We start from the raw sequence: 12559 nt of genomic DNA on the forward strand, positions 1-12559 counted from the left end.
CATGGCGATCACCCTCAACTTCCAGTGGATCGAGGCAGTGATGCTGGCGTCGGTGCGCATGATCGCGTTCCTGGTGATCGCGCCGCCGTTCTCCCACAATGCCTTCCCGCTGCGCATCAAGGGAATGCTCGGGCTCGGCCTCGCGCTCGCCGTGGCCCCCCAGGTGGCCCGCAACTACGTCTCGCCCGACACCGGCCAGTTCATCATCTCCCTGCTCATCGAGCTCGTCGTCGGGGCGCTCCTCGGCTTCCTCGTGATGCTCGTCTTTTCGGCCATCCAGTCCGCGGGCAACCTGATCGACCTGTTCGGCGGATTCCAGCTCGCCCAGGGCTACGACCCCCAGATGATGATCAACGGCGCCCAGTACACCCGGCTCTTCCAGATGACCGCCCTCGCGCTGCTCTTCACCTCCGGCGGCTACCAGCTCATCATCGGCGGCCTCGCCCGCAGCTTCACCGCCCTGCCGGTGGCCGGCGGACTGAACCTCGCCACGCCCCTCGCCGCCGTGACCGCGGCCGTGGGCCAGATGCTCCTCGCCTCCCTGCAGATCGCCGGTCCGCTCATCGTCGTGCTCTTCCTCGCGGATGCCGGACTCGGCCTGCTCACCCGCGTCGCCCCGGCGCTCAACGCCTTCGCCCTCGGTTTCCCGCTCAAGATCCTCATCACCCTCACCCTCGGTTCCGTCGTGTTCGCGGCGATGCCGCGCATCGTCGAATCCATCACCGGGGACGCCGTCGGCGCCCTCGTGGGGGTGAAGTAGATGTCGGACGTCGGCGAAAAGACCGAGCAGGCCACCGAGAAGCGCATGAAGGAGGTGCGCTCGAAGGGGCAGCTCTCCAAGTCCCAGGACCTCACCGCGTGGGTCGGCGTGGGCACGGCCGCCGTGATGATCCCGGCGACGGTGTCCGCCGGGGCCAACGCGGCATCCGCCCAGTTCGCCGCGGTCAAGGACGCCGCCCTGAACCCGGACCCGACGAAGGTGCTGGAGGCCCTCGGCGCCGGACTCGGATCGATGTCCGGGGTGGTGCTGCCGCTGCTCGTGGTGGTCGCCGTGGCCGTGCTCGCTGCGGCGGCGGCCCAGGGTGGCATCCACTTCAAGAAGATGGCCGGCAAGTTCGAGCAGTTCAACCTGCTCAGCGGCGTGAAGCGCACCTTCGGCGCGGAGGCGGCCTGGAACGGGTTCAAGGCGCTGCTCAAGACCGTGGTCGTGGGGGTGGTGCTCATGACCGTGATCCAGGGCCTCATGCCGATCCTCATGACGGCCGGCGGACTCCCGGCCACCGCGCTCATCAAGGCGGCGGGAGACGGAACGGGCGCCCTCGTGCAGTCGGCCGTGGCCGCCGGGCTCATCCTCGCCGCCGCCGACGTCTTCGTGGTCATGCGTCGCAACCGCAAGAGAACGCGCATGACCAAGAAGGAAGTGCGCGACGAGAACAAGAGCTCGGAGGGCGACCCGCTGATCAAGGGGCAGCGCCGCGCGCGCCAGCTCGCCATCAGCCGCAACCGGATGATCGCCGCCGTGGCCACCTCGGACGTCGTGCTCGTCAACCCCACCCACTTCGCCGTGGCCCTCAAGTACGAACCGGGCAAGTCGGCACCCCGCGTCGTCGCGAAGGGTGCCGGAGTGATCGCCGCCCGCATCCGCGAGCAGGCGGAGACCGATCGGGTGCCGATCGTCAAGGACATCCCGCTCGCCCGGGCCCTGCACGCCGCGTGCGACCTCGGCGACGAGATCCCCGTGGAGCTCTACAACGCCGTCGCGCGAGTTCTCGCCTTCGTGCTCTCCCTTCGCACGCGCGGCTCGAGCCGCGGGGTGCACCAGATGCCCGAACTCACCATGACCGCAGGAGGCCACTGACGTGAACCGCAATCTCTCCAAGCTCGCCGTTCCGGTGGGGGTCGTCGGCATCATCCTGCTGCTCGTCGTGCCGGTGCCCGCCGTCGTACTCGACGTGCTCATCATCCTCAACATCATGCTCGCGCTCGTCACCCTGCTCACGACGATGTTCGTGAAGAAGCCGCTGGACTTCTCGGTGTTCCCGTCCCTGCTGCTCGTGGCCACCCTGTTCCGGCTCGGCCTCAATGTGGCATCCACGCGGCTCGTGCTCGGCCAGGGTTATGCGGGAGAGGTGATCGGCGCGTTCGGCCACGTGGCCGTCGGCGGGTCGATCATCATCGGCGCGGTGATCTTCCTCATCCTCGTGGTGATCCAGTTCGTGGTGGTCACCAAGGGCGCGGAGCGCGTGGCGGAGGTGGGTGCGCGGTTCACCCTCGATGCCATGCCGGGCAAGCAGATGGCGATCGACGCCGACCTCAACGCCGGCCTGATCACCGACACCCAGGCCCGCGAGCGGCGGGCGGAGGTGTCCGCCGAGGCGGACTTCTACGGTGCGATGGATGGCGCGTCCAAGTTCGTCAAGGGCGACGCGATCGCCGGAATCATCATCATCATCATCAACATCGTGGGCGGGATCGCGATCGGGATGCTGCAGGGCGGCCTCTCCATCGGCGACGCGGTGGCCAAGTACACCCTTCTCACCATCGGCGACGGCCTCGTCACCCAGATTCCCGCGCTGCTCATGGCGGTGTCCACCGGCATGATCGTGACCCGCTCGAACGCCGAGTCCGACATCGGCTCCACGGCATCCGCCCAGCTCACCCAGTCGCGCAACGCGCTGATGATCGCCGGCTGCGCCGCCATCCTCATGGCGCTCATCCCGGGCATGCCGATCATCCCCTTCGTGGTGATCGGGGCGAGCCTGCTGCTGCTGGCCCAGCGCATCAAGGTGCGCGAGGAGACCAAGCTCACCCTCGAGAGCGCGGCCACCAGCCAGGCCGACTCCTCGCAGGTGGTCACCACCGAGTCGCTCATCGAGCAGATGCGCGTGCACGCCCTCGAGATCCTGCTCGCACCGGACCTGGTGGATATCGTCTCCGACGCCTCCGACGACCTCCTCGCCCGGGTTCGGTCGCTTCGGCGCAAGATCGCCATGGACCTGGGCATCGTGGTTCCGCCGGTGCGCACTCGGGACAGCGTGGAGCTGCCGCCGGCCACCTACGTGATCAGGATCGCCGGGGTCGAGGCCGGCCGAGGCACGGCGCCGGCCGGAAAGGTGCTCGCCCTCGGCGACGCCCTGGACGGACTGCCGGGCGCGGTCACGATCGAGCCGGTCTTCGGGCTCGCCGGCAAGTGGGTGCCGAGCGAGATGCGACACAGCGCAGAGATGAGCGGCGCCACCGTGATCGACCGCGTCTCGGTCGTCGTCACGCATCTCTCCTCGATCATCACGAACAACGCGGCCCGCCTGCTCACCCGGGAAGACGTGCGCGTGCTCACCGAGGGGGTCAGGGAGGTCAACCCCTCGGCGGTCGACGAACTGGTCCCCGGCCTGCTCAGCCTCGCCGAGGTGCAGCGGGTTCTTCAGGGTCTGCTCATGGAGCAGGTTGCGATCAACGACCTGCCCAGGATCTACGAGGCCCTCTCGCTGCGGGCGAAGGTGTCGACGGATCCTGAGGGACTGATCGAGACCGCCCGTTTCGCGCTCGGCCCCGCCCTCACGGTGAGCCACCTCGACGGCCAGACCCTGCGGGTGATCATGATCGACCCGATGCTCGAGCAGTCGATGCTCGAGGCGATGCGCCCGTCGGAGCTCGGAACCCAGATCGTCATGGACCAGGCGGGACTCGAGGCCGTGCTCAACTCCACCAAGGAGGTCGTGGCGCGGCTCGAGGCCACCGGGTCCTCGGGCGTGCTCGTGTGCGCGCCCGCGCTTCGTCCGGCCATCCGGCGCCTGGTCTCCGCGCAGACCGGGGGCCTGCCGGTGCTGTCGTACCAGGAGGTCACCTCGGCCAACGTGAACATCGAGACGGTGGGAGTGGTGCGTGTCACCGAATCGATTTCAGCTTGAAGGCACGTCGCTCGACGAGCTGAACGCCCGGGTGCTCGAGGAACACGGCCCGCACGCCAAGGTCGTGGCGGTGCGCGCCGTGACGACGGGCGGCATCCAGGGCTTCTTCGCGCAGCGCCGCTTCCAGATCGAGGTGGACGTGCCGGATGGCACGGCGCGGGACGTGCACGCCTTCGACCTGCCCACCCGGGCGGGCATCGCGGCGCTGCTCGACGATGCGGACAGCGTCGAGGCGCACATCCGGTCCGCCGACACGCTGCCGGACGTGTCGACGTCGTCGGAGAGCTTCGACACGCTCATGGCCGACCTCACGCTCAACACGTCGCCGCCGCCCCCGAGCCTGCCGATCGTCACGGCGAGGGCGCCCCGGCTGCAGGCCCCCCTCTCGGCGCCGGGCGACCTCGTGGTCGTGGTGGGCCTGGGCAGCGATGCGCTCACCATCGCGCGCGAGATGTCCCTGGCCTCGGGCACGGCCGAGCTGCGGGTGGCCGGCGAATGCTCCTCGGACGGCGTGAAGCGGCTGAGCGATCGTCGCGGGGTGCTCGCCGCCCGCGCCCAGGGCGTGCGCGACCAGTTCGGCATCATCGTGGCGCTCGGCTTGCAGCGGGTCGGGCTGGACGAGGCCGGGTCGGACGCGCTCGAGTTTCTGCAGGGCGACCAGGTCTGGGTGGCGGTGGATGCGGGCAGGAAGCCGGCGGACACCGGCCGCTGGGTGGCCGCGGTGGCCGCGATCAGCCACGTGGCCGCGGTGGCCGTGATCGGACGTGGGGCGACATCCAGCCCCAACACGGTGAACGAGCTTGGTCTTCAGGTCGGCTGGGTGGAAAGCGGTTCGGTAGGCTGACCTGATGCTGGTGCTGACGCGTAAGGCCGGGGAGCGCATCCTCATTGGCGACGACATCGTCATCACCATCCTCGACAGCCGGGGTGACGGCATCCGGATCGGCATCGATGCGCCCCGGGGCGTCAAGATCCAGCGCGAAGAGGTGCTGCGCGCCGTGACCGAGGCGAACCTGGCGGCGGCGAAGGCCGACGAGGGCGACGAAGACCGCATCAAGGCCGCGCTCGGGCTGCTTCCGACGGCGCAGCAGGCCACATCGGCAACGCCCGAGCCCGAGGCAGAGGCCCCCGCCGAGGCGTAGTCCCCCGCTCCGCGGGCCCGCGATCGGCCCGGTGACGAGCTCGACTCGGCCGCGTGCTCCGGCGGGCCGGTACGGACAAGGCGGGCCGGCGCGCCGACCCCGATTGACCGGGATGGCCCGGTCCGCAGCAGGAAGCCGCGGGGATGGGATTCGAGGCGCCTCTTGCGCGCCCCCGCGTTGTGCATCTATCCTATAGGAAATAGCCAATACTCAAGGGAGAGTCACTCTTGGCATCCACACCACAGGCCTTCGTTCGACCCACCGACTTCCAGCTTCCGGGCGGCGAGTGGTTCGTGGGGGCGGGGCTCGGCCTCTTCGTGCACTGGGACCACGCCAGCCAGCAGGGCATCGAGATCTCCTGGCCACTCGTCGGGCGTTCGATAATTCCCGGAGTGGATGCGGTCGAGGACGCGGTCTCGGTCGAGCAGTACCAGTCGAGCGCGGCCACGTTCAATCCGACAGAGTGGGACGCGGTCGAGCTCGCGCGGGTGGCCAAGCGGGCGGGCGCGCGCTATGTCGTCTTCACGGCTCGCCACCACGCCGGATACTCCATGTTCCACACCGAGCACTCCAGCTTCGGCGTGCAGCAGGGGCCGTTCGGTCGGGACATCACCCGCGAGTTCGTCGAGGCGATCCGCGCCGAGGGAATCCGGGTCGGCATCTACTACAGCCTGCCGGATTGGAACCACGAGGACTACCCGGCGTTCCGCCCATCCGACCTTCCGTACCCGAACGAGCACTGGCCGGCGGCCGGGCTGCCCGAGAACGCCGAAGCGCCGATCGCGCTCGACCGGCATCGGCGGCCCACGGCCGAGCAGTGGAGCCGGTACGGCGCCTACCTCCGCGGGCAACTCACCGAGCTGCTCACCAACTACGGAACGATCGACCTGCTCTGGTTCGACGGGGAGTGGGAGCGCTCGGAGGAGGAGTGGGACACCCGGGGGCTGCGGGAACTGATCAAGAGCCTCCAGCCCGACGTCGTGATCAACGAGCGGCTCCTGGGACACGGCGACTACAAGACGCCGGAGCAGGCGTTCCCGACCACGGCTCCTGACGGGCCATGGGAACTCTGCCTTACCATCGGCGACATGTGGGCCTGGCGCCCGGAGGACACGAACAACAAGAGTGCGCGCTCCCTCGTGACCACTCTCATCGAGGTCGCGAGCCGCGGCGGAAACCTGCTGCTCAACGTCGGGCCGAAGGGCGACGGCAGCCTCAACCCGGAGCAGGTGGAGCGCCTCGATCGGATCGGTCAGTGGATGCACGACCACGAGAGCAGCGTCGTCGACGTGTCGCCGGCGGTCGGGGTCGACTTCTACGGTCCGACCACGGCCCGGCCGGGCGTGCTGTACCTGCATCTCGTGCTCACGCCGGTGGAGGAGATCATCGTGCGCGGAATCCCGGTGAATCGGGTCACCTCCGTGCGGCTGCTCGCGACGGGCGAACCGCTCAACCACCGATCCAGTTTCGAGGTGCACGAGCAGAGCGCTCACGACACCGAGCCCACCGGCGAGCTCCGCATCGACGCCCCGACTCCCTCGGGCGCCCTCGTCGACGTGGTCGCCATCGAATTCGCCTGACCGTCAGGCTCCGCTCCACCTCACACGATGAATCCAATGAAGGAGGCACCACACGTGAAAACACTCAAACGCCGCAAGGCGGGCAGGACCGCCGCGGCCATCGCCGTCATCGCGGCCATGACCGGTCTCGCCGGTTGCGCAAGCGGAGGGGCGAGCGCCTCGAACGGATCGCTCTCCCTCTACACCTGGGTGAGCAGCCAGAGCGACCGCGACCAGTGGGAATCGTTCGTCTCCCTCGGCAAGAAGGTGGATCCGAGCCTCAAGATCTCGGTGGAGGGTCCGAGCTTCAACGACTACTGGACCAAGGTGAAGACCCGCCTCTCCGGCAGCAACCCGCCCTGCCTGCTCACCACCCAGGCGGCGCGCGCCCAGGAGCTGCAGGGACTGCTGATGCCCCTCGACTCCCTCATCGCCAAGCACAAGTTCGACAAGTCGGGAATCGACGCGTCGATGCTCGAGGGAATGACGGTCGACGGCACCATTCGTGCCTTGCCGTACGACGCCGAACCGATCGTGCTCTACTACAACGTCGACGCGTTCACCGCGGCCGGCATCCCGCTTCCGACCACCACCTACACGAGGGAGCAGTTCGTCGCCGACGCGAAGAAGCTCACCAAGGCGGACCACAAGGCGCTCGCGATCGCACCGGGGGTCTTCATCCCGAACGCCTGGGCAATCGCCGATGGCGCAACGGCCGTGACGAAGTCGGGCAAGCTCGATCTCACCAACCCGGCCATGGTCGAGCAGATCCAGAGCTACTTCGACCTCGTGCACAAGGACGGCATCGCCAACGCGCCGGAAGCGGCGGACGGCTCGGACATCGCCCAGACGGCGTTCACCAGCGGGGCATCCGACATGCTGATCGAGGGCCCCTGGATGTACAGCACCTTCGCCGCCGCCGCTAAATTCACGATGGGCGTGACGATCGTGCCGAGCACGAGCGGCAAGGCCCACGGCATGACCGCCGGCTCGGGGTTCGGCATCGCCAAGAACTGCAAGAGCCCCGACGAGGCGTTCACGGCCATCACGGCCATGACCGCCACGAGCGTGCTCAAGGCGCAGGCCGCGTCACGCGGGATCGTGCCGTCCCGCGCCACGGCGCAACCGTCGTGGGCGGAGGGCAAGTCACCCGAGGCGGCCCAGGCCGTGGCTGCCCTGCTCGACAACGCGACCGCGCAGATCACCACTCCCAGCTGGAACCAGGTGGAGACCCTGTTCACGCAGTACGGCGTCGTGGGCTTCCGGGGTGACAAGACGGCGAAAGACATCCTGGCGACAATCCAGAAATCGGTAGGCGAGTAGCCGGATGACGGTCAGGCTGCAGACGGACGCCATCGCCTCGGAGGAGGTGGTGGCGCCCGCCCCGGCGCCCGCCCTTCCGGTAGCGCCTCCCGGGCGACCGAAGAAGAAGGGCGACGGGCTCGTGGCCCTCGCCTACCTCGCACCCGGTCTCACCGGCTTCCTCTTCTTCATCATCGTGCCGCTCATCGGCTCCCTCGTGATCAGCATGTTCGAGTGGCCGCTGTTCGGCACGCCGACCTTCGTCGGAATCGCGAACTACCAGAAGCTGTTCGGCGATCCGACCTTCTACACCGTGCTGCTCAACACGGTGCTGTTCGCCTTCGTCTACACCGCCCTCAACCTCCTGCTCGCCCTCGCCGTCTCGCTCTGGCTCAACACCAGGATCAAGTTCGCCGGGTTCTGGCGCGTGATCTTCTTCCTGCCGGCGATCACGCCGATGGTGGCCAACGCGCTGGTCTGGCGGCTGCTGCTCTCCCAGAACGGCTTCGTCAACTCGGTGCTCGGAACGGCGGGAATCGACGGACCGTCGTGGCTGTCCGATCCGCGGTTCGCCCTCCTGTCGGTGATCGCGATGTCGGTCTGGCAGTCGTTCGGCTACAACGTCATCGTGCTCTCCGCCGGACTCGGCGGCATCCCCAAGGAGATCCTCGAGGCGTCGCGGGTCGACGGCACGAGCGCGTGGAACCGGCTGCGCTACGTGATCCTGCCGATGATCTCGCCCTCGCTCTTCTTCACCATGACGATGACGATGATCGGTGCCTTCCAGGTCTTCGTGCAGCCGCAGATCCTCACCCAGGGCGGCCCGGGCGAATCCACCAACACCTTCGTGCTCTACCTGTACCGCAACGGGTTCGTCTTCGACAAGCTCGGCTACGCCTCGGCCCTGGCCTGGATCCTGTTCCTCGTGGTCATGCTCATCACGGCCCTGCAGTTCGCGGGCCAACGGAAGTGGGTCAACTATGACAAGTGACACCGTTCGGTCGGCGCCGGCACGGCGCCGCAGGCTTCGCCCGGCCCAGCGCCGCACGGCGCTCGTCACCTGGGCGAACACCGCGGCGATGGCGGTCGTCGCGCTCGCCTTCACCTTTCCCTTCATCTGGATGTTCTTCAGCGCGCTGAAGCCCGAGAACGAGGTGTTCTCGCCGCGGCCCACGTTCATCGGCTCCGAGATCCGCTGGCAGAACTTCGCGGACGCCTGGACGCTCGTGCCGTTCGGCCGCTTCATCTTCAACGGGTTCCTCGTCGCGACCCTCGGGGCGCTGCTCTCGGTGATCGTGGCCGTGCTCTCGGCCTACGCCTTCTCCCGCCTCAGGTTCGCCTTTCGTGATCGACTCTTTCTGCTCTTCGTGCTGACCCTCGTGCTGCCCCAGGAGGTGCTCGTGGTTCCGCTGTTCATCATGATGAACCAGCTCGGGCTCGTGGACTCGTACTTCGCCCTCATCGTGCCGTTCGCCTTCACGGCCTTCGGCACCTTCCTCATGCGGCAGTTCTTCCTCACGATCCCGATCGAGTACGAGGAGGCGGCGCGCATCGACGGGGCGTCGCGCTTCCGCACCCTCCGGTCGGTACTGCCGCAACTCACCGCGCCCCTCTCGGTGCTCGCGGTCTTCTCGTTCATCGGCTACTACAACTCCTACCTCTGGCCGCTGATCATCATCAACAGCCAGGAGCTGGCGACCGTGCCGCTCGGGTTGTCCATGTTCACGGGAGAGCACGGCACCCAGTGGAGTCTGGTCATGGCCGCCTCCACCCTGGCCGTGATCCCGTCCCTCATCATCGTGGCCCTGCTGCAACGGCAGCTCATCAAGGGCGTCGCCCTCGGTGGATTCGGCGGCCGATGATGTCGATCCACCCCCTCGAGGAGACCATGACCACCCTGACCCAGACCACGACAGTGACCGGTTCGACGATCGTGAGCGCGGAGGCCTGGCTGTGCGACCTGCCGGTGGAGACGGTTCGCACGGATGCCGTGCAGTCGTTCGTGAAGCAGGAGACGATTCTCGTGCGCATCCGCACCGCCGACGGCACCGAGGGGATCGGCTACAGCTACACGATCGGCACGGGCGGCGGTGCGGTTCTCTCCCTCCTGCGCACCGGCCTCCTCGACCTGCTGGTCGGGCAGGACTCGAGCCGTCCGGAGGCCGTGTGGCTCGCGCTCTTCTCCTCCACCCGCGCGACCACGGTGGGCGCGATCACCTCGCTCGCCATCGCCGCGGTGGACTGTGCGGTCTGGGACGCGCGATCGAGGGCGAGCGACACCCCGCTCTGGCGGGCTGCCGGCGGCGCCCGGCCCACGATCCCGCTCTACGACACCGAGGGCGGCTGGCTGCACCTCGGCGTCGACGAGCTCGTGGGCCAGGCTCTCGCGTCGAAGTCCCGGGGGATGCGGGGGGTGAAGATCAAGGTCGGCAAGGCACGCGCGCACGAGGACTTCGTGCGACTGGCGGCCGTGCGCGAGGCGGGCGGGCCTGACCTGGACATCATGATCGACGCCAACCAGTCGCTGACCGCGGCCGAGGCGATCCGTCGGGCCGCCCTCTTCGAGCCGCTGGACATCTTCTGGTTCGAGGAGCCCCTGCCCGCCGACGATGTGGCCGGGCACCGGGCGCTCGCCCGGAGCACGAGCATCCCCGTCGCCGTGGGCGAAAGCATGTACTCGCTCGGCCAGTTTCGCGAATACCTTCAGGCCGGGGCGGCGTCGATTGTGCAGGTGGATGCCGCGCGCATCGGCGGCATCACGCCGTGGCTCAAGGTGGCGCATCTCGCCGAGGCGTTCAACGTCAAGGTGGCTCCGCACTTTCTCATGGAACTCCACGTGTCGCTCACCTGCGCGATTCCCAATGCGCTCTACCTCGAACACATCCCCCAGTTGCGCGCGGTCACCAGGAACGACCTCGAGATCGTGGACGGCCACGGAGTCGCGCCGAGTGCCCCCGGACTCGGAATCGACTGGGACTTCGACGCCCTGGATGCACTTCGCGTGCTGTGAGCATCCTCTACGCTATTTCCTCTTTCGTCGTGCCGGAATGCACATAACATTGGCCGCATGAGCATGCAGCCCGAACCGGGGTCCCGGTTTCTCCCCGCTCGTCGAGCGCTCGCCGACGAGGTCTACGACGCGGTCCTCGGGCTGCTGATGGACCAGGTGATCGAGCCGGGAAGCCGGGCGAGCATCGACGGGATCGCCCGGGAGCTGAACGTTTCCCCCACCCCGGTGCGCGAGGCGCTCGCCAGGCTCGAGGCGGAGGGACTCGTCGTGAAGCGCCCGCTCAAGGGCTACACGGCGGCGCCCCTGCTGGACGGGGAGGGCCTGCGGAGGCTCTTCGAGATGCGCACCCTGCTCGAACCGGCGGCCGCCCGGCGCGCGGTCGGTCGCCTCGACGACGACGACCTCCGCGAACTCGAACGGCTCGCCCAGCAGATGCACGCGAGCGCGGCCGCCTCCCAGACGGGCGAAGACCGCTTTCAGGACTACAAGGACTTCGCGGATCAGGATGCCCGGTTTCACCGGCTGATCGCCGAGCACGCCGGCAATGAGTTACTGGCCGACGCGATCCTGCGGTTGCGGTCGCACATGCACCTCTACCGCCTCTACTTCACGCATGGCATCGCCGATGAGACCGCCGACGAGCACGAGGCCGTGCTCCAGGCCCTCCGCACTCGCGACGCGGGTGCCGCCGAGACGGCGATGCTGGAGCACATCGCGCACTCCTATTCGCGCATCGCCCCGAACATCGCCCAGCCGGAGTCCTGACCGGGGTCAGACCGCCCTCGGTCGCACCCCGATCGTGTAGCGCACCTGCTGGCTGAGGGTGAAGCCGCCGACGTCGGCCGGCGCCGTCGACAGCCGCTCGGCGGCCTCCTCGAGCACCTCGGCGCGCCTCTCCTCCGGAACGGCCTCCCAGTGGGTGCGCTGGCCGTGCGACCAGGTCCAGCGACGCCACTCCTCGACATCGGAGAAGTGCACGGCCTGCTCGAGATGGGTGGTTCGCACATCGACGAAGCCGGCGTCGGCGAACAGCCCCTCCACGCCGGCGTCGCTCGCGAACGGGCCTCGCGCCCCGCTGGTGCGGGCGTCGAGCAACTGGGGCGGGAGGTACCGGGTGAAGACGTCGTCGACACGCTCCCACGCGGCGTCCCGGGCGCCGAAGGTCGATACTCCGAGCCGCCCGCCCGGCACGAGCAGGCGCCGCCAGGCGGCGACGGCGACCGGCGGATCGGGAAGGAAGAAGAGCACGAGGGAGGCGACAGCCAGATCGAAGGCGGCCTCCGGCAGCGTCGGGCCGCTCGCGTCGCCGACGACGAGAGTCACCGTGTCGATTCCGCGCTCCGCCGCGTCCTGCCGCGTGGCCTCGATCATCCGCTCGGCCAGATCGACCCCGGTCACGTGCCCGGTCGGGCCGACCGCGTCGACGAGGGGCCAGAGGGCCGCTCCACGCCCGGTGCCGAGGTCGAGTGCGCGCTCGCCGGGGTGGGGCGCGACCTCCGCCACCAGTCGTTCGGCGATCGGCCCGAACCATGGCACGCCGACGGCGTCGTAGGTGTCAGCCACCCGGTCGAAGAGGGCCGCGACCCTGGCACTGTGCTGGTTGACCTCTGGCGAATCCATGCGCCCCAGTCTGGCGCT

12 protein-coding genes are annotated in these 12559 nt (G+C 68.6%); 11 read left to right on the forward strand and 1 reads right to left on the reverse strand.

Annotated elements, in window-relative coordinates; translation table 11 throughout:
• Window position 1: 1 nt before the first annotated feature.
• From ACHZD8_RS05885 to ACHZD8_RS05935, 11 genes are all read left to right on the forward strand, one after another.
• Complete coding sequence (locus ACHZD8_RS05885) at window positions 2-760, forward strand: flagellar biosynthetic protein FliR (protein WP_394769229.1); 759 nt, start codon at window positions 2-4, stop codon at window positions 758-760.
• Complete coding sequence (locus ACHZD8_RS05890; RefSeq protein ID WP_394769230.1) at window positions 761-1858, forward strand: flagellar biosynthesis protein FlhB; 1098 nt, start codon at window positions 761-763, stop codon at window positions 1856-1858.
• A gap of 1 nt (window position 1859) precedes the next feature.
• Window positions 1860-3908, forward strand: a complete 2049-nt coding sequence (locus tag ACHZD8_RS05895; protein WP_394769231.1) for a flagellar biosynthesis protein FlhA — start codon at window positions 1860-1862, stop codon at window positions 3906-3908.
• Entirely contained in the window at window positions 3883-4752 is an 870-nt protein-coding gene (locus tag ACHZD8_RS05900) for a hypothetical protein (RefSeq protein ID WP_394769232.1), read from the forward strand. The genes ACHZD8_RS05895 and ACHZD8_RS05900 overlap by 26 nt, the downstream gene beginning before the upstream one ends.
• A 4-nt stretch (window positions 4753-4756) precedes the next feature.
• Window positions 4757-5050 carry a carbon storage regulator CsrA gene (gene csrA / locus ACHZD8_RS05905; protein ID WP_394769233.1) on the forward strand — a complete coding sequence of 98 codons (294 nt, stop codon included), beginning with the start codon at window positions 4757-4759 and terminating at the stop codon, window positions 5048-5050.
• 227 nt (window positions 5051-5277) lie between these two features.
• On the forward strand, window positions 5278-6630 hold the full coding sequence (locus tag ACHZD8_RS05910) for an alpha-L-fucosidase (protein WP_394769234.1): 1353 nt from the start codon (window positions 5278-5280) through the stop codon (window positions 6628-6630).
• A gap of 54 nt (window positions 6631-6684) precedes the next feature.
• Entirely contained in the window at window positions 6685-7932 is a 1248-nt protein-coding gene (locus ACHZD8_RS05915; protein WP_394769235.1) for an ABC transporter substrate-binding protein, read from the forward strand.
• A gap of 4 nt (window positions 7933-7936) precedes the next feature.
• Window positions 7937-8902 (forward strand): carbohydrate ABC transporter permease, encoded by a 966-nt coding sequence (locus tag ACHZD8_RS05920; RefSeq protein ID WP_394769236.1) that lies wholly within the window; start codon window positions 7937-7939, stop codon window positions 8900-8902.
• Entirely contained in the window at window positions 8892-9773 is an 882-nt protein-coding gene (locus tag ACHZD8_RS05925) for a carbohydrate ABC transporter permease (protein ID WP_394769237.1), read from the forward strand. Before ACHZD8_RS05920 ends, ACHZD8_RS05925 begins: the two co-directional genes overlap by 11 nt.
• Window positions 9774-9799: 26 nt before the next feature.
• Window positions 9800-10921: a mandelate racemase/muconate lactonizing enzyme family protein gene (locus ACHZD8_RS05930; RefSeq protein WP_394769238.1), complete on the forward strand. Its 1122-nt coding sequence runs from the start codon at window positions 9800-9802 to the stop codon at window positions 10919-10921.
• A gap of 57 nt (window positions 10922-10978) precedes the next feature.
• Entirely contained in the window at window positions 10979-11686 is a 708-nt protein-coding gene (locus ACHZD8_RS05935) for a GntR family transcriptional regulator (protein ID WP_394769239.1), read from the forward strand.
• Between the two features lie 6 nt (window positions 11687-11692).
• On the opposite strand, the gene ACHZD8_RS05940 is transcribed toward ACHZD8_RS05935, so the two are convergent.
• The gene (locus tag ACHZD8_RS05940; protein ID WP_394769240.1) at window positions 11693-12541 is read right to left on the reverse strand and encodes a class I SAM-dependent methyltransferase; all 849 of its coding nucleotides are present in this window, start codon (window positions 12539-12541) and stop codon (window positions 11693-11695) included.
• Between the last annotated feature and the right edge of the window lie 18 nt (window positions 12542-12559).

Source organism: Lacisediminihabitans sp. (genome assembly GCF_043726815.1).
Taxonomy (GTDB): Bacteria; Actinomycetota; Actinomycetes; order Actinomycetales; family Microbacteriaceae; genus Lacisediminihabitans.